The 22,860-nt window shown below is 59.8% G+C and carries 16 protein-coding genes, 4 pseudogenes and 2 riboswitches; of the genes and pseudogenes, 19 read left to right on the forward strand and 1 reads right to left on the reverse strand.

Annotated features, from left to right (window positions below; all coding sequences use genetic code 11):
* Nucleotides 1–445: 445 nt before the first annotated feature.
* The 17 genes and pseudogenes from NKI29_RS29845 (at nucleotide 446) to NKI29_RS29925 (ending at nucleotide 17,790) form a co-directional block, all read left to right on the forward strand.
* Nucleotides 446–1,603, forward strand: coding sequence for a porin (locus NKI29_RS29845; RefSeq protein ID WP_352642959.1), 1,158 nt, complete (start codon nucleotides 446–448; stop codon nucleotides 1,601–1,603).
* 547 nt (nucleotides 1,604–2,150) lie between these two features.
* Nucleotides 2,151–2,267: riboswitch (TPP riboswitch) on the forward strand.
* Between the two features lie 104 nt (nucleotides 2,268–2,371).
* Complete coding sequence (thiC, locus tag NKI29_RS29850) at nucleotides 2,372–4,216, forward strand: phosphomethylpyrimidine synthase ThiC (protein WP_352798279.1); 1,845 nt, start codon at nucleotides 2,372–2,374, stop codon at nucleotides 4,214–4,216.
* Nucleotides 4,217–4,219: 3 nt separating this feature from the next.
* On the forward strand, nucleotides 4,220–5,194 hold the full coding sequence (gene thiO / locus NKI29_RS29855) for a glycine oxidase ThiO (protein ID WP_352643223.1): 975 nt from the start codon (nucleotides 4,220–4,222) through the stop codon (nucleotides 5,192–5,194).
* Between the two features lie 2 nt (nucleotides 5,195–5,196).
* On the forward strand, nucleotides 5,197–5,394 hold the full coding sequence (gene thiS / locus NKI29_RS29860) for a sulfur carrier protein ThiS (protein ID WP_352515934.1): 198 nt from the start codon (nucleotides 5,197–5,199) through the stop codon (nucleotides 5,392–5,394).
* Between the two features lie 3 nt (nucleotides 5,395–5,397).
* Nucleotides 5,398–6,169 (forward strand): annotated as a pseudogene (locus tag NKI29_RS29865) (thiazole synthase).
* The gene (locus tag NKI29_RS29870) at nucleotides 6,166–6,771 is read left to right on the forward strand and encodes a thiamine phosphate synthase (RefSeq protein ID WP_352515936.1); all 606 of its coding nucleotides are present in this window, start codon (nucleotides 6,166–6,168) and stop codon (nucleotides 6,769–6,771) included. The pseudogene NKI29_RS29865 and the gene NKI29_RS29870 overlap by 4 nt, the downstream one beginning before the upstream one ends.
* Nucleotides 6,762–7,520: a hydroxymethylpyrimidine/phosphomethylpyrimidine kinase gene (locus tag NKI29_RS29875; RefSeq protein ID WP_352624084.1), complete on the forward strand. Its 759-nt coding sequence runs from the start codon at nucleotides 6,762–6,764 to the stop codon at nucleotides 7,518–7,520. Before NKI29_RS29870 ends, NKI29_RS29875 begins: the two co-directional genes overlap by 10 nt.
* 626 nt (nucleotides 7,521–8,146) lie before the next feature.
* Complete coding sequence (locus tag NKI29_RS29880; RefSeq protein WP_352515996.1) at nucleotides 8,147–8,410, forward strand: hypothetical protein; 264 nt, start codon at nucleotides 8,147–8,149, stop codon at nucleotides 8,408–8,410.
* Nucleotides 8,411–8,489: 79 nt separating this feature from the next.
* Nucleotides 8,490–8,615 carry a sterol desaturase family protein gene (locus NKI29_RS29885; protein WP_352515991.1) on the forward strand — a complete coding sequence of 42 codons (126 nt, stop codon included), beginning with the start codon at nucleotides 8,490–8,492 and terminating at the stop codon, nucleotides 8,613–8,615.
* Between the two features lie 74 nt (nucleotides 8,616–8,689).
* Nucleotides 8,690–9,223, forward strand: coding sequence for a hypothetical protein (locus NKI29_RS29890; protein ID WP_352643219.1), 534 nt, complete (start codon nucleotides 8,690–8,692; stop codon nucleotides 9,221–9,223).
* A 485-nt stretch (nucleotides 9,224–9,708) separates the two neighbouring features.
* Nucleotides 9,709–11,241, forward strand: a complete 1,533-nt coding sequence (locus tag NKI29_RS29895; protein WP_352643217.1) for a Fic family protein — start codon at nucleotides 9,709–9,711, stop codon at nucleotides 11,239–11,241.
* Between the two features lie 15 nt (nucleotides 11,242–11,256).
* Entirely contained in the window at nucleotides 11,257–11,634 is a 378-nt protein-coding gene (locus NKI29_RS29900; protein ID WP_352643215.1) for a hypothetical protein, read from the forward strand.
* Entirely contained in the window at nucleotides 11,561–12,040 is a 480-nt protein-coding gene (locus tag NKI29_RS29905; RefSeq protein ID WP_352798281.1) for a hypothetical protein, read from the forward strand. The genes NKI29_RS29900 and NKI29_RS29905 overlap by 74 nt, the downstream gene beginning before the upstream one ends.
* Before the next feature lie 351 nt (nucleotides 12,041–12,391).
* Entirely contained in the window at nucleotides 12,392–13,216 is an 825-nt protein-coding gene (locus tag NKI29_RS29910) for a hypothetical protein (protein WP_352643211.1), read from the forward strand.
* A 916-nt stretch (nucleotides 13,217–14,132) separates the two neighbouring features.
* Nucleotides 14,133–15,471, forward strand: a pseudogene (gene glyA, locus NKI29_RS29915) (serine hydroxymethyltransferase).
* Nucleotides 15,472–15,525: 54 nt separating this feature from the next.
* Nucleotides 15,526–16,701, forward strand: a complete 1,176-nt coding sequence (metK, locus tag NKI29_RS29920) for a methionine adenosyltransferase (RefSeq protein ID WP_352452623.1) — start codon at nucleotides 15,526–15,528, stop codon at nucleotides 16,699–16,701.
* A gap of 109 nt (nucleotides 16,702–16,810) precedes the next feature.
* Nucleotides 16,811–17,790 (forward strand): annotated as a pseudogene (locus NKI29_RS29925) (adenosine kinase).
* A 32-nt stretch (nucleotides 17,791–17,822) separates the two neighbouring features.
* Here the strand turns inward: NKI29_RS29925 and NKI29_RS29930 are convergent.
* Nucleotides 17,823–18,500 (reverse strand): transposase, encoded by a 678-nt coding sequence (locus tag NKI29_RS29930; protein ID WP_352643300.1) that lies wholly within the window; start codon nucleotides 18,498–18,500, stop codon nucleotides 17,823–17,825.
* 290 nt (nucleotides 18,501–18,790) lie between these two features.
* On the opposite strand from NKI29_RS29930, the pseudogene NKI29_RS29935 reads away from it, so the two are divergent.
* Together NKI29_RS29935 and metE are read left to right on the forward strand one after the other, a co-directional pair.
* A pseudogene (locus tag NKI29_RS29935) lies at nucleotides 18,791–20,415 on the forward strand (MFS transporter).
* A 498-nt stretch (nucleotides 20,416–20,913) separates the two neighbouring features.
* Nucleotides 20,914–21,114: riboswitch (cobalamin riboswitch) on the forward strand.
* A 95-nt stretch (nucleotides 21,115–21,209) separates the two neighbouring features.
* Nucleotides 21,210–22,860: 5-methyltetrahydropteroyltriglutamate--homocysteine S-methyltransferase (gene metE, locus NKI29_RS29940; RefSeq protein ID WP_352798283.1), on the forward strand; the 1,651-nt coding region annotated here is incomplete at its 3' end.

The following is a 22,860-nucleotide window of genomic DNA, read 5'->3' on the forward strand; positions in this document are numbered from 1 at the left end:
GGCTCAAGCAAACAATGCCGTCGCCATTAAGCCAAACTGTCCCGAAGCGAACAGACGAACCGTAGCCGAAACGTTTGCCGTTCGTGCTTGGGTGGATCCGCAAGGCAAAAGAACGGAAGCGCGAACCAAGGTCCGCCCGCATAGTTGAGCTTCAAGCCGCAGCTGGGTCGTCAGGGTGGCACGTCATTTGCAGTAGTACCCTTTGTGAGGCCCGCCGCGGAGGTGAAAAGGGTGATTGTACAAAAATGTTGTACGACCGCCTGGGAGTCATAACTACTTAATATATGTGACAACAAGTCTCAATCACATTCTAACTTCTCCTGAGCGTTAGCACGACAGGTGCAGCAACACTCCCAGAATTCAGCTTGATGCGCTATCAATCGTTTGCTTAGCAAAAATCATTTATCGGTCTCGATTCCTTTTACTATTTAGACGGAGATCAACAATGACCATTGGGAGCCTCCTCCTCGGCTCAACTGCGGCACTGATCGCCGTTTCCGACGCTCGCGCGGTGACCACCGTCGCCGAGCCTGACCCGACTGAGTACGTCAAGATCTGCGACGTCTACGGCTCGGGCTACGTCTACATTTCAGGCACCGAGGCCTGCCTGCGCATCGGCGGCTATGTTAGTTACGACGTCGGCTTGGGCCATGTCGGATTGTTTGACCACGCAAGAACCTCAGATGTGAGGACTGGTGAGGATCAGGGTACATGGCAAAACAATACGCGCTTCACACTGAAAGCTTGGACCGGCCAGGAGACCGAACTCGGCACGTTGAAGACCTACACCGAAACCCGCGTGGATTTCGGTAACCGCCACACGTCGGTTTCGGACAGTTCTCGGTCCTATGCCTTCAACGGAGACAGCATCTTGACTTTCGCCTGGATTCAGCTTGGTGGCCTCCGAGTTGGTAAGGACTGGTCGGCCTTCGACATGTTTATTGGCGGCGCGGGTGACGTACTCAACCAGACGCCGGTTCCGTACGGCGCTTTCGATACCAATGTGGTCCAGTACTACTTCGACGCCGGGAACGGCTTTTCGGCCGTGGTTTCGCTCGAAGAAGGCTCAGGCGTGGTCGGCACAATCGACAACTACGATCCGCACATAGTCGGCGGCTTGAAATACACACATGGCTGGGGAGCGATCACCGGCGTTGCTGGTTATGAAAGCAACTACGAATCGGTGGCCGCCAAGGTCCGTGTCGACATCAATGTCACCAACGAACTGTTGCTGTTCGGAATGTTCGGCTACGGTCCCAATGGCAAGCTCAACGACGACTCCATGAACGCGATCGACGCTCATGGTCGCGGCTTCTATAAGATTTGGGGCGGGAACTGGGCTTTCTGGGCTGGCGCCGCTTACGAGCTCAACGAGACAACTTCGTTCAACCTTCAGCTCTCCGGTGATCAGCTCAACAACCATGGTGTCGCTGCAAACGTCGCCTATGCGTTTCTTCCAGATTTCACAGTTACGGCGGAACTCGACTATGGCCGCTACGGCAACTTCGCCGTCGGCAAGGTGGACGCTTCCAACGTGACCTGGACCAACGCCAACAAGAAGAGCAGTGTCAGCGGAATCCTGCGTTTTGAACGCTCATTCTAATGGGATGAAAGGGTTGAGCTCCGAGATCCGGTTGAGCGGACCAATCCCGCAACACTCCAAGAGAACGTCGCATGAAGCTATACGAGATTGGAGCCTCGATCTCGGGGCCGGACGATGTTTCATATCAGATCTGGTCCGGATGATCGCGCAGGCGATATTCATCGCTCGATTATGTGTTTTGATCTGCAGCTCTTTCATTTCCTCATCCCTTCCGCCCGCTTGACGGACCCTGCCATCCAGCAGTACCCCGGCCAGGTTTTCCAAACTCGAAGGCCCAGTCGGGTCAGGACGTGTTCAACTTGTTGAGCGATTGTGGGGTGCGGCCCGACGCACTTGAAATCGCAAATGGATCGCCTCCGTTCAGCCATCCCCGCGGAAATTCGGGCGCGAGAAAACAAGCTCCAGAGCATAAGCGAGGCTGATCGAGGAACAGACGATTCTCAGGCGACGCTCCATCCGATCTTGCGCCTGGCCGAGACGATCGCCCGACGATCACCGCCGCGGCCCGAATGCGCTTGACAAGATAGCGCTCGCCCGTTCAACCTGAAGCATTCACCAGGGGAGTCCCGGCAAGGGGCTGAGATACTGCTGGCTTTCGCGGCGCAGTGACCCGTTGAACCTGATCCAGTTCATACTGGCGTAGGGACGGTGCAAGCGCTTTGCGGGAGTTTATGCCCGAGGTCCTGTTTCGGCAGGTCGACAGAAGCGTCTTTTCATCCTTCCGGCACAGAACTGGGTCTCCAATGCAACGAGCAAAGGAGCCTCAAGATGAATGCCCTCACCCCCGCCGTCTCGACGGGATCGCTGCCCGCCTCCCGCAAGATTCACAAGCCCGGCACCATCCACCCGCACATCAAAGTGCCGATGCGCGAAATCTCTGTTCACCCGACGGCGGGCGAACCGCCCGTCACCGTCTACGATCCGTCCGGCCCCTATACCGACCCGACTGTCGAAACCAGCATCGACAAGGGCCTCGCCCGACTTCGCCACGAATGGATTGCGGCGCGCGGCGATATCGAGGCCTATGACGGCCGCCCTGTCCGGCCGGAAGACAATGGATTCGTGGCGGGCGAGCGCCTGACGCCGGAATTTCCCGCGCGCCACCGGCCGCTCAGGGCCAAGGCAGGTAAGGCGGTGACCCAGCTTGCGTATGCGCGCGCCGGCATCATCACGCCCGAAATGGAGTTCGTCGCCATCCGCGAGAACCTCGGCCGCGAGATCCTGCACGGCAAGCTTGAGCGCGACGGCGAGGCTTTCGGCGCGACACTGCCCGATTTCGTCACGCCGGAATTCGTCCGCGACGAAGTGGCGCGCGGACGGGCAATCATTCCCGCCAACATCAATCATCCTGAGAGCGAGCCGATGATCATCGGTCGCAATTTCCTGGTCAAGATCAACGCCAACATCGGCAACTCCGCCGTCACATCGTCAATGGCCGAAGAGGTCGAAAAAATGGTCTGGGCGATCCGCTGGAGCGCCGATACGGTGATGGATTTGTCGACCGGGCGCAACATCCACAACATCCGCGAGTGGATCGTGCGCAATGCGCCGGTGCCGATCGGCACTGTGCCGCTCTACCAGGCGCTCGAAAAGGTTGGCGGCATTGCCGAGGATCTGACCTGGGAGGTGTACCGCGACACACTGATCGAACAGGCCGAACAGGGCGTCGACTATTTCACCATCCATGCCGGCGTGCGGCTGCACTACATCCCGCTGACCGTCGACCGGGTCACGGGTATCGTCTCGCGCGGCGGCTCGATCATGGCAAAATGGTGCCTGCACCATCACCGGGAAAGCTTCCTCTACGAGCATTTTGCGGAGATCTGCGACATCTGCCGCGCCTATGACGTGTCCTTTTCGCTGGGCGACGGCCTTCGTCCCGGCTCGATCGCCGACGCCAACGACGCGGCGCAATTCGCCGAGTTGGAGACGCTCGGCGAGCTGACGAAGATCGCCTGGGCGAAGGATTGCCAGGTGATGATCGAGGGGCCCGGCCACGTGCCGATGCACAAGATCAAGCAGAACATGGAAAAGCAGCTCGCTGTCTGCGGCGAGGCGCCGTTCTATACGCTGGGACCGCTGACGACCGATATCGCGCCGGGCTACGACCACATCACCTCCGGCATCGGCGCGGCAATGATCGGTTGGTTCGGCACCGCCATGCTCTGCTACGTCACGCCGAAGGAACATCTCGGCCTTCCCGATCGCAACGATGTCAAGATTGGCGTGATCACTTACAAGATCGCCGCCCATGCCGCCGATCTGGCGAAGGGTCATCCGGCGGCTAAACTCAGGGATGATGCCCTTTCGCGCGCGCGCTTCGAGTTTCGTTGGGAAGATCAGTTCAACCTGTCGCTCGACCCCGCAACCGCGCGCTCCTTCCACGACGAGACGTTGCCGAAGGAGGCGCACAAGCTGGCGCATTTCTGCTCGATGTGCGGGCCGAAATTCTGCTCCATGCGCATCTCCCACGACATTCGGGCCACGGCGCAGAAGGAAGGCATGGCGGCGATGGCCGAGAAATATCGCGCAGGCGGCGATCTTTATATGCCGGTGGAGACGCCCGAGGTAGAAAAACAGGCCTCAGTGCAGGAAGATCAGGGGGCGCGCTGAGCCATGCGCCGCATTCTTGTCAAAGGCGCCGGTGTGGCAGGCCTCACCGTCGCCCATGAATTGGCCGCGCGGGGTGCATCCGTCACGGTTGCTGAAATTCGCAGCCAGATCGGCGGCAATGCCTCCTGGCTCGCCGGCGGCATGCTCGCCCCTTGGTGCGAACGCGAAAGCGCCGAGGAGGCGGTCGTCACTTTCGGCAACGTTGCGGCCGACTGGTGGGAAAGGGCGCTGCCCGGGCTGGTGACGAGGGCCGGCACTCTCGTCGTCGCCCATACGCGCGATGCCTTCGAGCTTGCCCGTTTTGCAGCTCGTACGCGCAACTATGAGTGGGTTGACGAAAAGGCGGTTGCCGCCCTCGAGCCCGATCTTGCCGGCCGCTTTCATCAGGGCCTGTTTTTTGGCGGCGAAGCTCATCTCGATCCCCGTCGGGCTCTCGAAGCCCTCGCCGGCAAACTGCGTGCGATGGGCGTCGTCTTCCTTTTTGAGACGGGTGAGGTTGGCCTTTCCGGCTTTGATCAGGTGATCGACTGCACGGGCATCGCGCGGGCCGACGACGATTTACGCGGCATGCGCGGTGAAATGCTGATCCTCCACACGCGTGATGTCTCGCTCGCGCGGCCAGTGCGTCTCATGCATCCGCGTCATCCGATCTATATCGTGCCGCGAGCCGATCATCACTTCATGGTCGGCGCGACCATGATCGAAAGTGACCATGACGGACCGATCACCGCCCGTTCGCTGATGGAGCTCCTCAATGCGGCCTATGCACTCCATCCGGCGTTCGGTGAGGCCGAAATCGTTGAGACGGGAGTGGGCGTGCGCCCTGCCTATCCCCACAATCTGCCGCGGGTGAAGCGCTGGAAGGACGGCACGATCACGATTAACGGCCTTTACCGGCACGGTTTCCTGCTTTCACCGGCCATGGCCGAGCAGGCTACCAGCCTTGTCTTCAACTCATCTGCCGACCAGGGAGCCTGAAAATGAAGCTGATCGTCAACGGCGAAGCGCTTGAAGCCAAGGCAACGACGCTCGACGCTCTTTTGAAGGAGATTGACTATGAGGGCGGCTGGCTCGCCACCGCGCTCAACGGCGACGTAGTGCCCGCGGCCGAACGGGCGGAATTCCGCTTGAGCGAGGGCGACCGGATCGAAATCCTGTCACCCATGCAGGGAGGCTAGCCGATGTTCGATCTTCTCGGGGCAAAGCTTGCCTCACGCCTGCTTCTCGGAACCGCCCAGTATCCTTCGCCGGCCATCCTTGCCGATGCAGTGAAGGCGTCTGGCACTTCGGTGGTGACGGTATCGCTGCGCCGTGAAATGGCCGGCGGCAGGGCCGGCGAGAAATTCTGGTCGCTGATCCGCTCGCTCGGCGTGAGCGTCCTGCCCAATACCGCCGGCTGCCACTCCGTGAAGGAAGCCGTGACGACCGCGAAGATGGCGCGCGAGGTCTTCGGCACGTCCTGGATCAAGCTCGAAGTGATCGGCAACCACGACACGCTGCAGCCGGACGTGTTCGGCCTGGTCGAAGCCGCGCGTCCTTTGCGAAGACGGCTTTTTGGTGTTCCCCTATACCACCGACGATCTCGTCGTCGCCGAGCGGTTGCTGGAGGCGGGCTGCAAGGTGCTGATGCCGTGGTGTGCGCCGATCGGCTCGGCGGTCGGACCGGTCAACATCATGGCGCTGCGCTCGATGCGCGGATATTTCCCCGACATTCCGTTGATCGTGGATGCGGGGCTCGGACGGCCATCGCACGCAGCAACCGTAATGGAACTCGGCTTCGACGCTGTGCTCCTGAACACGGCGGTCGCCAAGGCGGCCGATCCGGTCGGCATGGCGCGCGCTTTCAGCAAGGCGGTCGACGCCGGTCGCGAAGCCTATGGTTCGGGACTGCTCGAGCCGCGCGACGTCGCCGTGCCATCGACGCCGACAATCGGCAGGGCGGTTTTTTCATGAAGCTCGATCCCTTCTACCTGATCGTCGACAGTGCCGCCTGGATCGAACGGCTGGTGCCGCTCGGCGTTAGGCTGGTCCAGCTCCGCATCAAGAACATGGACGAGAACGAGTTGCGCGCGGAAATCCGCCGCGCGAACGGCGTCTGCGCGGTCCATGGTTGCCAACTGATCGTCAACGACTATTGGCGCACGGCAATCGAGGAAGGCTGCGACTTCGTTCATCTCGGCCAGGAGGATTTGGCTGCGGCCGACCTGCTGGCGATTAAGTACGGCGGATTGAAGCTCGGACTTTCGACCCACGATCACACCGAACTGGAAACGGCGCTGGCGGCCGAGCCGGACTATGTGGCGCTGGGTCCTATTTATCCGACGAGCCTCAAGAAGATGAAATGGCCGCCGCAAGGGCTTGAACGGCTCAGTGAGTGGAAACGACGGGTCGCGCCGATCCCGCTGGTCGCCATCGGTGGCCTCAACCCCGACCGGCTCGACGGCGTATTCGAGGCTGGGGCAGACAGTGCCGCGGTGGTCACCGACGTCACGCTGCATCCTGACCCTGAAGCGCGCACCAGAGAGTGGATAAAAGAGACCGCCCGATGGCGCTGAGGCAGGAATCGCATGTACTTGTCGTCGGCGGATCGGACTCCAGTGGGGGTGCCGGAATCGCGCGCGATATCGAGACGCTCTCCTCCATGGGCGTGCGCAGCTGCCTTGCCGTCACTGCGGTGACGGTGCAAACACACGACATCGTCACGGACATCCTTCATCTGCAACCCGGTCTGGTGGCCGATCAGATGCGTGCAGCGCTGCAGGCCAACAAGCTGGCGGCCGTCAAGATCGGCATGCTCGCAACGGCTGAGATCGTCGCTGCGGTTGCCGCTGTGCTGCGCGAAAATCCGCGCATACCGGCAGTCCTCGATCCGGTGCTGGCTTCCACGTCGGGCCGAGCGCTTCTTGAAGCAAGCGCCATCCCCATCATGAAGCAGCATCTGATGCCACTTTGCCGTATCGTCACACCCAATCTCATCGAACTGGCGCTTCTTGCCGGCTCAGAGCTAGCGGTGGATGAGGTCGGCGCGCTTCAACAAGGACAACAACTGCTCGCCGCCGGGGTTCAGGCCCTGCTGATCAAAGGCGGCCACGGCTCAGGACCTCGCTCAACGGATGTTCTCGTTCGACCTAACCAAGAACCCGTGCGCCTTGACACTCGTCGGCTGGCAAGAACGATGCGCGGCACCGGCTGTGCCCTGGCCAGCGCGATAGCCGCGTATCTGGCGATCGGGGGATCGATTGAGGAAGCGGTGCGCCAGGCCAAGCTTCTGGTGTTCGAAAAGATTTGGAAACACCCCATATGAGAATCAGGCTCGCGATAGGCGGCCCCATTTTATCGCCGACGATTTCAGCCAACGGAGGGTCATGTTCGCTGGCCGGTGCTTATGACAAAAGCATCTGATCCTGACCGCTTTTGTGGCTCTGGTTTCGTCGATGGGTGAATGATCTTCGGTTCAGCAGACGATTAGCAGCGGGAGCCAGGCACCGCCAATCGCGTGGAATCTAGGATCATATTGCGCGAGCAAGAATCCCGTTCGCGGCGATTATCACCAAGGGGATCTTGGCGTCGGCGACTGTGCACACCTGACTAAATCTAGTTTGCGGCGATCATAGCCGCAAAACATCAAAAAATAAGAGCGAGTAAATTTTAGTAGACAGCCCATAACTCTAAGCAACGTTATCGTAGCCGCCGGCGCGCACACTGGTGCATAGTTGGTCGCCTCGCGCAAGCCACCTCGTCTGCTGGACTCCTCCACCATTTGGGACCCGGATGGGTCATATCCAAACACTAATTTTATCAATCTACCAGGATGCCCGCATAGCGGTGCCGGCAGAATGCTCACCGTTTGGATCGTACTTCGGTTAGCCTTGTCAACGCGAGCCCATTTGCTGGGCGAGACAAGGGCCGCGCGAAGGAAGGAGCAAACAAATGCAGATTCTCGACGTTAATCAGATGGTCCAGTACTACCTAACATCGCTTGAGCTGGTTGTGATCTTCGCTACCGTTTGCGCGGCGCTGGAGCTAACCTTTCCGGCTTTTCGATACAGTTTTGCCTCAAATGTTCGCGGCGTGCGGAATTGGATATTGGCTCGGATGGGGTACATTTATCTGGCATCTCTACGCTGCGAGCTTGGGCTGGTTAGGAATAAAGCCGCTCGTAACGATCAATTTCGGTGCGTTTCTTCACTCTGACAACGCAGTCATCAACACTGGATTCGCCGTCATTTCAGGGGTCTTAGTCGCGATTGCCGGCGACTTCTTTTACTACTGGATGCACCGCGCTCAGCATGCTGTTCCATTCCTCTGGCGCATGCACGCTACTCACCACTCGATCCGCGAATTGACGGCATGGACAGCGCTTGTATCACCCACTCAAGCTGATCCATTTCGAATCTAGCGTAGTGCCCGCTGTTGCCATGACACTGATTACCTTTCAGGGACATCTTTCACACTCTAGCACCCGCATCAATCTTGGGCCGCTTCGATACGCTGGCGGCGTTCCTCGGGCGCGTCACCGGCATCACACTGATCCGGGATAAGCTGCACCGTTACCGGGACCGGCAACGGCTGGAGGCGTTTGTTGCGCGCAAGACAGAGCTCGTGCAGGCGAAGCGCGGGGCGGCGCATATCCAGCGGGAGCGGCACCGGCTGCAGGCCGTAGACGGCGAGCGCACGCTGAAGGCGCTGGCGGCGGTCGAGAAACGCGAGCTGCAATCGCTGGAAGTGAAGCGCGGGCGCGAGCAGCGGATCAAAGACCGGGCGGGGCATGTGCATATGCCGGCGCTGACGCTGGAGCTGAAGCCGAAGGGGCGCGGCGCGTTGGTGCGCAAGGCGCAGAATCGCTACAAGGATACGCTGCGTGTGCCGGAGAGCGGCAGGCGCGGGTTGACCAGGCGGCCAGCCCTTCCATCGACCTGCAACAGGCGATGCAGGATGCGCTGGCGGCGCAGTCGCCGTTGTCGAAAGCGGTGGACGTGCGTGACGGTTCGCGCGCGCAGCCGATGACGGGAAGAGCGGGGACAGACAGGACAGTGGTGATGAGGGCGCGATTGCCGAGAAGCCGATCTCGCGGGCGTCGCGGCGTAGTGAGCGCGGGCGCGGCCGTGATGATCGTGGCGGGAAGGAGAGGTAAGGAGCGTCTTTTCTTTGAGAATTCGCGTTTACGGGTACCCACGATGCACAACGGGCGAGTTTTTCAAAGAGGCGCGTCCTCCTTCGAAGCGCTTCGGAGAGCCAGGCTTTAGGCTCGCCCCGAGCCCTGCGTAGCCTGCGGCTGGGTCATCGGCCCATCCGGGTAACGATCCTTCGCGCAGACGAGCTATGGAAACGATCAAAAGTGTGATTTCACTGGGTTATTCCCGATTATCGCATAAAAAACTTGTTATCGCACAACTTAGAAAACTTGCAACTCCACAGCATCATTGACTTGTCGCCTATCAGCACTATATACTTGTAATCGCACAGCTCTAAAAACTTGCAAAGGCACGGCCATGGCCAAGCCCCATGAAAAACTCGCTGAATCACTGGCCGTCCTCAAAGAGCTGCAGGAGGGTGGGCGGCGCATATTCAAGTCAGATGAGCTGACCCGCGTCCACCGGGAGCGGCTGCTGCAGAACGGGTTCCTGCGCGATGTTATCAAAGGCTGGCTCATGTCGACCGGCCCGCAGGCACAGCAGCAAGACACCACCTCCTGGTACGCGAGCTTCTGGGAGTTCTGCTCCCTTTACTGCAATGACCGGTTCGGCAAGGACTGGTTCCTGTCACCGGAGCAGTCGCTGCTTCTGCACGCGGAAGCGCCCACTATTCCGCCTCAGGTGGTGGTGAATACCCCCAAAGGCACGAATAACAAAATCGACCTGCTGTTCGGACCTTCGCTCTATGACCTCAAGGTCAAGGAGATGCCGGCCGAACTGACAGAGAAAAACGGCCAGCGCGTGTTCACTGTCGAGGCCGCCCTTACCCGGGTGCCGGAAGCGTTCTTCCAGCGCGCCCCTATCGAGATGCAGATCGCCATGGCGTCGGTGCGCGACGTATCAACCGTTCTGGCCCTGCTGCTTGATGGCGGCCATTCCGCCGTGGCGGGACGGCTTGCGGGGGCCTTCCGTCGCGTAGGACGCGACTCCTTTGCCGATGAAATCGTGGCCGCGTTCAAAGCCGCCGGCTATGACGTGCGCGAATCCGATCCGTTGGCGGGACAAATTGGAGTGACAACCATTGCGGCGGGCGTACCGCCGTTGGTCGCCCGCCTGCGCGCGATCTGGCAATCGCAGCGCGAAGCCATCATCGAGATATTCCCGAAGGCACCCGGACTGCCGTCCGACAAAGACGCCTATATGAAGTTCGTCGAGGATATCTACGAAAGCGACGCCTACCATTCGCTGTCGATAGAAGGGTACAGCGTCACCCCGGAACTCATCGACCGGGTGCGCGAGGGGAGCTGGAATCCGGAGATTGATGAAGAGGACCGCAAGAACCGGGATGCGCTTGCCGCGCGTGGCTACTACCTCGCATTCCAGAAGGTCAAAGACTCTGTTGCCGCGATCATCAACGGCAAGCCAGCCGGCGCGTTGACGCGGGACACTCACCGGGAGTGGTACCGGGAGCTGTTCGCGCCGTCAGTGACCGCCGGCATCCTCAAAGCCAGCGCGCTTGCGGGATATCGCAATCACCCTGTGTACCTGCGCGGCTCGCAGCACGTGCCGCCGCGTACCGAAGCGGTGGCCGATGGTATGAATGAGCTGTTCGACCTGCTGGAGGCGGAGAAGGAGGCCTCCGTGCGTGCCGTGCTGGGGCATTGGCTTGTGGGCTATGTGCACCCCTATCCGGACGGCAACGGACGAATGGCGCGGTTCCTCATGAACGCGATGCTGGCTTCAGGCGGTTACCCCTGGACAGTCGTCAGAGTCGATGACCGGAAGGCCTACCTCGCAGGGCTGGAGGAGGCGAGCGGCAATATGAATGTGAAAACGTTCGCCGCCTTTCTCGCCGAACGGGTGAAGTGGTCTATGGAGAAGGCGGCGTGAGGTCGGTGGTGTGCCATGTTTAACTTGCTTGTCTCGGGCCACGGCGAGTGGTGGGAAACGCCGCCGTTCACGTCAACCATTGACCGGTTCAAGGAATATAGCGGCGCCGAGGCCGAGGCTATCGACCTCGCGCGCCCTGAAACATTGCGCCGGCTGGAGGAAATCCCGGCGCTGTTGATGTACGAAGTCGGGGCGGGAGGCCCGCACGCGCGCGTGGTCGGCACGGCCGCATACGCAATATCGTTCGGCGCGGACACGAACTGGCCTTCACCTTCGAGCCCGATCCGGAACATGCCTTTCTCGACCGGTCAGCGGGGTGTTGAGAATTGCGGACCGGCTGGGCATTCAACAGTTCGAACAGCACCGTACGCACTGGGCGATCAAGGATGGTGACATTCCGGCCGAGCTGATTGCCACCGGCACCGCTGAACGGGCGCAGCGCACCGTTGCCGTGGTTGCGGCAGAATATGTAGAAGCGCGCCGCGAGGGACGAAGGAGAGAAGCTGCCGAACTGGCCGAAGAACTGGAGGATTTTCCTCCCTCGCTGGAGAAAGCACTGTCGCTCGTGCCGGCGCGTATCCTTCAGCAGCCGACACCCGAATTATACCCGATCCTTGGGATAGAGCCCCGCACGCCCGAAGGCCGCAACGCCGTCGTGGCCGTCGTCGCAAGGGATCACAATGGGAGGACTTGCCTGCCGACTGGTCTTACTCGCTGGCGTGGTTCCTGGACCTTTACGGCAGCGCGACGGAAGCGGGGCGCCTTGACGGCGCGCTGGCCGAATGCGCAGTGCATATGATCGCGCTCGGCACTGGCGAGGGAGAAGCCGCCGCCCCGGTTGAAGATATCGGCTACGCACTCTGGCGCTGTTCGCGAAGCCCGAAACTTATCGGCGATCTGCGCCGGGAATCGCTGAGATAGCGCAGGAGGTTTTGTCGCTTACCAAAATCAACTGGAACTCGACCCAAATCAACCAGAAGCTTCCCATTCCCATTCTAGCAGCCAGAAGAGTGGGTGAGCTTTTGAAATATCTATCCGAGGAATCGATAAGCTCAGACTATCGCAAGTATACATAGTTTTTTCTGTTATATGGTCTGCTCGGCTGCAGGCAAAGAGTCCCGGATAAACTTCAGCACGAAAGCAGAATTGAATGAAGGTGGGCTACACGGAGTTCTCATTTGGGTATGCCTTCACCGAAAACCTTATCCGGTCATCGTCAGCCGCACCTGTAGGCGCGCCGGTCTTTCCAAACCTCATACAGGAGGGGCATTCTGGCTTTGACATCCGCATCAATTTCCCAGGGGTTCCGCTGTTTTTCCAGTACAAGCTTCCGGATCTGATGAAGCGAGGAACTGCGTTTGAGATTGCGAGCGGACATTGTCCCGGTTTGTCGATACCATTTTTTCGGATTGCGATGATGCGCAGGGATGTGTCGCGTCAGCATGAACTGCTTCTTCGGCTTGAGGCGCGCTATCCGTCAAACGTCTTCTATGCGGCTCCTTGTATTGCAAACATCAGCGATTTCGACCGCTCTTATAATGGAGCAACCGTAGCACGGCAGTCCATTTTCGTCTCACCAGGGGATATTGGGCCCTTGCCAGACGACAAAGCGCACAGCCTTGCCTATAAACCTGGACTGGCAACTGGATATTTTTGCTCGAAACCCAAGCCCACCAAAGTTCAAACATTTGATGATCTCGCTGCGCTCTTTAAGGAGCAGTTCGCCGAGAAGCGTTTTGCGGAAGTCGGCGAGGCGGCGCGTGAGATGCGCGAAAACGTACTTGAGCTTGCTTCGCCGTCAATGCGGCAAGCCGAACAGCTCATTGCTGAACGGGTCGGCGCGAGACGCATTCAGATTCTAGACGGCGCAGCCAGACCGCCCGAGGAAGAGCGCGCAGTCACTGACATTCTCGTAGCGCGGGAAATTGCGCGTGTCGATCTTGGCGTCGACCTGCTGGTGGCCCAACCACGCTAACGACATCATACCTCGCTGATTAGCCCTCCTTTTGTCTAGGCCACAGTTATGAGACTACGAACTACTTGGCCAGGAAGAAGATCGGATTGAAAGCGAACCTTCCTTGTCATCTTTGCATCACGGTCAGTCTGCACGAGATTGACCGCTGCAAGCCGGGAGCAAGACCGGGCTGCGCAAACGTTGCAACAGATCCTTCAAGGAAATTCATAGACTCTTAGCAACTCCGGTTCGCTGTGAATGGTAAGCTTATTGCAACGTTTGAGTCAGTGGGGTCCGAACCGTGGCTTATTCTCCGACCCGCCGAACTGCGTGCAATTTCGGCTAAAGGCAATGGCAAGAAGAGCGCCCATCTTGTTTGTTCGACACAGCCATATCGGCTCAAAACAGTATCTTCACGGCCACCGAGATTGTCCGGTCGGTGGACAAGCAACCATATTATTTGGTTCGAAAGCTGCAACATCTGTGGAGAACGCGAAATGACAAATTCAGTAGGACGAGTGCCCAGGCTTTCCAAGTGGCTTGGTCGTGACCAATGCTGACACTGGTCAGTCGCCTACGGACGGCAGCGCATTTAGATCGCCTTCGAATTCTAGGCCTTTGCGCGCACGCGGACCTAACTGTCTGCCAGCTAGCGGAGATTCTGGGTCTGCGTCGTGAGCACGTTGTGCGACACGTTCGGCTGCTGGCCAGAGCCGACTTTCTTTACTGCAACGAACAACGTCCGTGGTGCTCGTACAATCTCAAAACAGGAGGTAAGGACGGCGGGCTGGTTCAATTGTTGGTTGATCTCCTGCCCCACGGCGATGGCTATCACAAACGAGACCTTCAACGGCTCGAAGCGGTACGAGACACGCGGCCGAAGGGGACCGCATGCTTGACCGTGAAATAGGTCATCCAATTGGAGCGCGAAGCTACCATGGACAACTCCGCCGACGGCGCGATCGCACAGCCCGACACCTACGGGCAGTCTTCCTTGGCGGCGGTTGATTGCCGCGTTCACGAACTGCTTCTAAGACAGGAGCGGCAGGAGCGGACGACCCTTAAGCTCATCGCCTCAGAGAACTTTGCGTCCTCGGCCGTGCTGGAAGCGAACGGCTCGATTTTCACGAACAAGTACGCCGAGGGGTACCCCGGTGCGCGATACTACCCTGGAAATGAGGTCGTTGATGAGCTTGAGAATCTAGCCATTGAGCGCTTGAAAACACTATTTGGCAGCGAGCATGCCAACGTCCAGCCTTATTCCGGCTCGCCGGCCAACCAGGCTGTCTATCGTGCGCTTTTGAGCCCCGGTGACAAAGTCATGGGCTTGCCCCTTCCGGAAGGGGGCCATCTGACTCATGGTTGGGCCATCAACTTTTCCGGAACTGACTATCAACGCGTCCCCTATGGACTAGATGAAAAGACACAGCAGATTGACTATGACCGCTTGCGCGAGACAGCCAAGCGGGAACGGCCGCGGCTCATTTGGGTCGGCGGAACTGCTTACCCGCGTGTCTTTGACTACGCGGCAATGGCAGAAATCGCCCTGGAAGCGAGCTCCTATCTCGTAGCCGACATTGCGCACATCAGCGGCCTGATTGCCGCGGGAGCGCACCCGAATCCCGTGCGCCATTGCGACGTGGTCAGCAGCACCTCCCACAAATCGATCCGCGGTCCCCGCGGTGGCTTCATTTTGTCAAGGAATGAAGATCGCTATCAACCGCTGTATCATTCGAAGGGCAAATACAATCTCGCCAGACGAATAGATCGCGCTGTCTTCCCTCAACTGCAAGGCGGCCCCCATATGAATGTTATCGCTGCGCTAGCAGTTGCCTTGCACGAAGCCGCGAACCCGTCCTTCCGAAGCTACGGCCAACAGACCGTCAAGAATGCCAAGGCTCTTGCACAGGCACTGATCGAGCGAGGTTATGACCTGGTTACCGGGGGGACGGACAATCACATGCTGATCCTTGATCTGCGCGATCGACCACTATCGGGCAAGGCCTATGCCGAGCGGCTAGCAAAGGCAGGCATCATCACAAACTTTAACATGGTGCCTGGCGACCCGCGGGATCCGGCGGTCACAAGCGGAATTCGCCTGGGGGCGCCAGCAGTGACGTCAATGGGCATGCGCGATGTGGAAACCGTGCAAATTGCTCGCTTCATTGACTCCGTCCTCTGGCGAGCCAGACGACGAAGATCTCCATGCCTCCCTGCGAAGAGACGTTGCCGACTCGTGCGCTGCGTTCGAGGTCCCGGGCATCCCCGACAGGTAAGGTGGGCTAAGCAAAATGCCCCATACAACTCCAACACCCGAAGTGAGGCATTTCATGGCTAGGCAGTTCGTGTTCTCTTCCGAATCGGTTGGCGCGGGACACCCGGATAAGTTGGCCGACAACATCTCGGACGCCATCCTCGATGCCATCCTCCGCACCGATCCCAAGGCGCGCGTCGCCTGTGAAGCGTTGGTAAAATCAGGGATAGTCGTTCTGGCTGGCGAGATTACCAGCGATGCGCGGGTGGATTATAGCCAAGTTGCGCGCGATACAATTCTCGATATTGGATACGACGATGAGGCCGTCGGCTTTGACGGCCGGCGTTGCTCCGTCGTTCATGCACTCACCGAGCAATCGCCCGACATTAGCCAGGGCGTTGACGAGGGACGAGGGCAGGACCTCCAGCAGGGAGCGGGAGATCAGGGCCTCATGTTCGGCTACGCATGCCGCGAAACCGATACCTTGATGCCTTTGCCGATCCAGCTCGCGCATCGCTTGACGAAACGACAGGCAGATGTCCGGAAAGCACGACAGCTTGGCTGGTTGCGTCCTGATATGAAATCCCAAGTCTCAGTGCGCTATGAGGGGTTGCGCCCGGTCGCCCTTGATACCATCGTCGTATCGACCCAACATGACGAGCAAGTCTCGCAAGAGACGGTCCGCGAGGGCGTCATTGAGGAAATCATAAAGCCTGTCCTGCCGACCCACCTGGAGACGGAAGGCATCAGAATTCTGGTCAACCCGACGGGGAGGTTCGTAGTCGGCGGGCCGCGCGGCGACTGCGGTCTCACTGGACGCAAGATCATCGTCGATTCCTATGGTGGGATGGGTCGTCACGGCGGCGGCGCCTTTTCGGGCAAGGACCCGTCCAAGGTTGACCGCTCAGCTGCCTATGCGGCCCGGTATGTCGCAAAGAATATCGTCGCTAGCGGACTTGCGGACGTCTGCGAGGTGCAGCTTGCTTACGCAATCGGCGTGGCCAGTCCGGTTTCTGTCATGGTCAACACGTTCGGAACAGCGAGGGTTGAGGAAAGAAGGATCGAGCGCCTCATTCTTGAGTTGTTCGATCTCAGACCGAAGGGCATTATCAAGATGCTTGATCTCTTACGCCCTATATACCGCAAGACCGCGACCTATGGCCATTTCGGCCGTGAAGAGCCTGATTTCACCTGGGAGAAGACAGACAGGGCCGACGAATTGCGTCGCGAGGCAGGACTTGCCGCCCCGTGAGGGCTGGCGCCGAACGGATTGGCAAGCGCAAAGCCCATTCCCACTGGCCAGACCCGCCCGCGCCCGGCGTGGCAGAAAGCCGGTGGGTTTTTGGCGGAGACATGAATTGATGCCGGACTATGACGTGCTTTGTATCGGAAATGCCATCGTCGACATCATCGCCCAGTGCGACGAGGCGTTCCTGGAGACCAACGGCATCATCAAGGGCGCGATGAATTTGATCGACACGAGGCGCGCCGAACTGCTCTACAGCCGCATGGGCCCGGCCATCGAAGCCTCGGGCGGCAGCGCCGGCAACACGGCGGCGGGCGTTGCCAGCTTCGGCGGCCGCGCCGCCTTCTTCGGCAAGGTCTCGAACGACGCGCTCGGCGAAATCTACGCGCATGACATCCATGCCCAGGGCGTCGCCTTCGACACCAGGCCGCTCAGCGGCGAGCCACCGACGGCGCGCTCGATGATCTTCGTCACGCCGGACGGCGAGCGCTCGATGAACACCTATCTCGGCGCCTGCGTCGAGCTCGGCCCGGAGGCAAGGCGTCGGGCGCCGCGGTCACCTATTTCGAGGGCTATCTGTGGGACCCGCCGCGCGCCAAGGAGGCGATCCGGCAGACGGCGAAGCTCGCCCATGCCGCCGGGCGCGAAGTGTCGATGACATTGTCGGACTCGTTCTGCGTCGACCGCTACCGCGACGAATTCCTCGATCTGATGCGCTCCGGCACCGTCGACATCGTCTTTGCCAACAGCCACGAGATCAAGTCGCTCTACCAGACCGCGTCCTTCGACGAGGCGCTGGCGCAGATCCGCAAGGATTGCAAGATCGCCGCCGTCACCCGCTCGGAAAAGGGCTCGGTGATCGTGCGCGGCGACGAGACCGTGACCATCAATGCGAGCAAGATCCGCGAGCTGGTCGACACCACCGGCGCCGGCGACCTCTACGCCGCCGGCTTCCTCTACGGCTACACGCAAGGCCGCAGCCTCAAGGATTGCGGCGATCTCGGCTCGCTGGCGGCCGGACTGGTCATCCAGCAGATCGGCCCAAGGCCACGGCAGAATCTGCGCCGAGAGGCGGAGCAGGCGGGATTACTGTAGGTGGCGAGCCAAGAACCAGCTGCCCACCCTCCTTAATCCAGCCCGAGCCTTTTCTTCAGTTCCGCATTCTCCTTGCGGAGACGATCGGCAAGCAGGCTCTTTAGCCGCTTGTTTTCTTCCTCGAGCGCGACGAGATCCTTCAGCCCGTCACTGTCCGCCGCCGGCGCCGCCGCCTTCTTCCAAAGATAATATGTCTGTTCCGAGATGCCGGCTTGCTTCACCGCGCTCTTGAGAGTAGCGCCGCCGCCGATCGAGGTCTCGATCTGCGCCAGCTTCTGGGCACGATCCTTCGCGGAGTAGCTCTTTCGGCCTGTTCGCGCTGACGGCGGTGCTTCAGTGGTCGCGGATATCGGCTTGGCGCCCTCCTTGCGGGCAGGCGCGCTCGCCTCAGCTTCTGGCTTCCTCGACCGCCGCGCTCTCGTCTTCGGTTTTGGCGTTTCCGCTTTGTCTGCCGGTGCGCTATGAACTACTGCTGACTCGGTTTCCAGGGGATTGGCCATGAAATGCTCCACTCGCGGTTTGTGCAAAGGTTCAGCATCAAGGGCCACTACAGTAGAGTCAACAAGCTGACGATTTAACGGCTCGACTTCCTTTGTTGTCTCGGCCATCGCCGCGGCGATGTCGAAATTGCCCCAGATGGAACGTGCGGATTTTTCATAATTGCGCTTTTGTTTGACTTCCACGGTGAATGGTCGCGTCTGCCGCCTCATAGTTCCTTCCTGAATAGGAGAATGAAGTCGCCGCTCGAATTTTTGGCGCTTCCTGCTTAGCGCGGAGCATTATCGTATAGCCGCTCAACGGGCAAGTGATGCCGGTCTTCGGTGGCTGACCCATCTGGGGAGATTTGAGCGGCTTCGCGCGTCCTGCGCATGCCTGTAAGGCCGCCAAGTTTTCTGGGTTAGCAGGCGCGCCACTGTGGCAGCTTGGCTTGTACGGCGAGGCCATGGTTGAGTGAGGCGAAACAAATCCAGCCCCGCGCTCGATCCCGAAGCTTCCCACAATGGCGAAGAGAACATCTTCACTCGTACCTTTTCAGCACAAGACCTTCCGTTCGCTATGGTCGGCTGCACTCGTTTCGAACCTTGGCACCCTAGTGGAAGGTGTGGCGGCGGCTTGGCTGATGACCAGCATCGCCACCTCCCATGGAATGGTGGCGCTCGTCCAGTCATCGACCACCCTCCCCTACATGATCTTCTCGCTCGCGGCGGGAGCGCTCGCGGACAACTTTGACCGTCGCCGGAGTTGACTGCGCAACTGCTGATTGTCTGCGTATCCGCCTTCCTGGCGTTCCTGACCTATGCGGGGGAAATGACACCCTGGATCCTTCTGGGTCTCACCTTCCTGATCGGCTGTGGTTGGGCATTGCACGATCCCTCTTGGCAAGCCTCGATGGGGGATATCCTGCCTCGCGAACACCTGCCTAGCGCGGTTGCGCTCAACGGCATGAGCTACAATCTCATGCGCAGCATCGGGCCGGCGATTGGCGGCCTAATCGTGGCCACAGCCGGTGCGGCCTTCGCGTTCCTCTTTAACGTCTTTTGCTACTTCGCTCTGATCGCTGCGCTGTTGCGGTGGAAAGCGGTACGGGCACGACAAGCGCTGCCGCGGGAGGCTTTCGGCAGTGCGATGGCGGCGGGCTTCCGTTACGTGCTCTTGTCGCCGAACCTTCTCAAGGTGATGTGCCGGAGTTTCATTTTCGGCCTCACCGCCGTTGTCATTTTGGCTCTCCTGCCGTTGGTCGCTCGCGAACAGATCAAAGGGACCGCAGTCACCTACGGCGTGATGCTCGGCTTCTTCGGCCTGGGAGCGATTTGCGGCGCGCTCCTCATTGGGCGGGTCCGAGAAGTTCTCTCCAACGAATGGGTCATTCGCGGTGCGTTCTTTATACTGGCGATCAGCTGCTTCTTTCTGGCATGGAGTGAGCACGTTTGGCTGAGCTGTCTCCTCCTCATGCCGGCCGGTGCGGCCTGGATTCAATCATTCTCGCTGTTTAACGTCACAGTGCAGCTTTCGGCGCCGCGGTGGGTGGTTGGACGCGCCCTGTCTCTCTATCAGACGGCCACATACGGCGGCATGGCGGCGGGAAGCTGGCTTTGGGGCGAACTGGCGGATGTCCAAGGTGTTTCGGGAGCCTTCCTCGTCGCCAGCGTGGTTCTTGTGATTGGTGGACTGATGGGAATCGTTCTGCGTCAGCCGGATTTCGAAACGCTCAATCTGGATCCGACCAACAAGTTCAGCGAACCGACGCTGCAACTTGATCTGCGGCCACGAAGCGGTCCGATCATGGTGATGGTCGATTATCGTATCGATCAGAGAGATGTCCCAGAATTTCTCAGTGTGATGACATCGTGGCGAAAAGCCCGGCTGCGAGATGGCGCCAGACAATGGGCGTTGCTGCGTGACCTGGAAAAGCCCGAACTATGGACCGAGTGCTATCATGTGCCAACCTGGGTCGAGTATGTTCGCCACAACAACAGGCAGACCCAGGATGACGCCGAAATCGTTGCGCGCCTGGAAGCGCTGCACCGTGGCGATTGCCCGCCCAAGACGCATCACAAGATCGAACGCCAAACCGTGCGCGTGCACGACGATTTGCCGCTCAGGCCTCATTTGGACAGGACTTGAGCTGGCCCGTTGGTTTGAGCCGGTTACCTTGAGCCGGTGGGCTGCGAACAAGCAGGTCGAGACATTGGCCTCGATCACTTCGCAACACGCCGCTGCGCCGGGCCTCGGGTGCTCCCCTCGAAATCATTGTGTCGTATCACCGAGGGCATCACGGCCAACAGCTTCCTAGGCAACAGCCTCGCCATTGAGCCGAATATGGTCGCGAGCAGATCACCGACGAAGCGGTCGGAACCTCGGAGCCGAAGTTCGATGCCGAGGTGGCGTTCGCATGATGCGGGAAGCAGCACCACAGCGCTTGCCGGTATGTTTGCCGCCGGGAGCCGACGAACTCCTATCCTCCTGGACAAGGGCGCCGTGCGTCATTGATTTGATTTACCGGCCGCTCAAGGCTTCCACAGTTTTCGCTTTCGAGGCGACCTTTGGAACATGCCAACGGAAATTTAACATAACGACATAAACATTTCTTTATGCGGCGTTGACAAAGAAGCGAACTGTTGTAATTGTCTCCCGCGTCGTGGTTCTCCGTACGGCGCTGCCGCAGCGGAGCTAAGAGGGAAGCCGGTGCGATGCCGGCGCTGCCCCCGCAACTGTTAGCGGCGAGCCAACCCCACTCATGTCACTGAGGCGAATAGCCTTGGGAAGACGGGTAGAGGCTATGACCCCGCGAGCCAGGAGACCTGCCACGGCGAATTACGTCCACGGGCGGGGTGTCTCGGTGGCCGCTGCAGCCTGGCGTTCGTGCCGGCCTGCTAGCGCCTTCCTTGTCACCGACGCCCCAACCATCGGGGTCTGGCATGACTGTCTCTCAGCAAATTCCTGTAGCAACGCTCGGCGTGCCCCGCTTCGGTCGTCGGCGAGAACTGAAATTCGCGCTTGAAAGCTACTGGTCCGGAAAATCGTCCGCTGCCGACCTTCTCACGACCGCGAAGGCGCTCCGTGCCGCTAGCTGGGAGGAGCAGCACGATCGCGGCGTGTCGAAAATCCCGTCGAACGACTTCTCGCTCTACGACCATGTGCTCGACACCGCAGCCATGGTCGGCGCCGTTCCATCCCGTTACGGCTGGAATAGCGGCGAGGTTCCACTTGACATCTACTTCGCAATGGCGCGCGGCAACCAGGGTCAGACGGAGGATTGTGGACACGCTGGTCACCAGCAGGCGGCTCATGGGCCTGATGTAACCGCGATGGAAATGACCAAGTGGTTTGACACCAACTATCACTACATTGTGCCGGAACTCGACGATGATCAGACGTTCGCCCTCTCGTCGACGAAACCGGTCGACTACTTCCTCGAGGCTAAAGCTCTCGGCATTCACACACGCCCAGTCATCCTTGGACCGATCACCTTCCTCAAGCTGGCGAAATCGCCTGCCGAAGGATTCGATCCCATCGCGCTCCTGCCGAGGCTGCTGCCCGTCTACGAGCAACTCCTGCAGAGGCTGAAGCTGTCGGGAGCCGACTGGGTGCAGATCGATGAGCCAGCGCTTGTCCTCGATCTGAACCCGAACGAACGAGCTGCGTTCGAATTCGCCTATGGCCAGCTGTCAAAAGCCGCGCCCGAGTTGAAGATCATGCTGGCTACGTATTTCGGGCCGCTGGGAGACAATCTCGAAACCGCAGTTTCTTTGCCCCTGGCCGGGCTGCATATTGATCTCGTGCGCGCTCCCGAGCAGCTGGAAACGGTGGGTCGGCTCGCACCGAAGGATCTGGTGCTCTCGCTTGGCTTGATCGATGGCCGCAACGTCTGGCGTGCGAACCTGCCCGCCATTCTCGACCGCATCAAACCGATCGTCGCCGGCTGGCCCTTGGACCGCGTCGAGATCGCGCCTTCTTGCTCGATGCTGCATGTGCCGATCGACCTCCGCATGGAGACGGAACTCGACGCGGACATCAGGTCGTGGCTCGCCTTCGCGGCCCAGAAGACCGACGAGTTGGTGTTGCTTGCCCGGGCCCTGTCCCAAGGCAGGGATGCGGTGGCAGGCGCGTTGAAAGCGTCTGCGGAGGCTGCCGCCACTCGCGTGACATCCACGAAGATCCATGACCCGCTGGTTGAGGGGCGGATCGCCAGCATTGACGACAGCATGAAGCGACGAGAGAGCGCTTTTGCCGAGCGCTCCAGAGTCCAGGCCGGCACGCTCGGGCTGCCGCCGTTCCCGACGACGACCATCGGGTCCTTCCCGCAGACGCCGCAGGTACGCAGGGCACGGGCCGCTCATGCGAAGGGCCAGCTGAGCTATGTCGACTACGAGACCTTCCTGAAGAAGGAGATCGAGGCTGCAATTCGCTGGCAGGAAGAGATCGGGCTGGACGTGCTGGTGCACGGTGAGTTCGAACGAAACGACTGTCAATGCCGCTCGAATTTTCCCCAAAAGTGCCGAAGTAAAATTCCCCAGTTTCGCCGCTCAGGCTGTTGCGGAAGGGTGTCCATTTTTCGGCGGCCGGCCG

The sequence above is a fragment of the Mesorhizobium sp. M0678 genome (assembly GCF_040320505.1).
Lineage (GTDB): Bacteria > Pseudomonadota > Alphaproteobacteria > Rhizobiales > Rhizobiaceae > Mesorhizobium.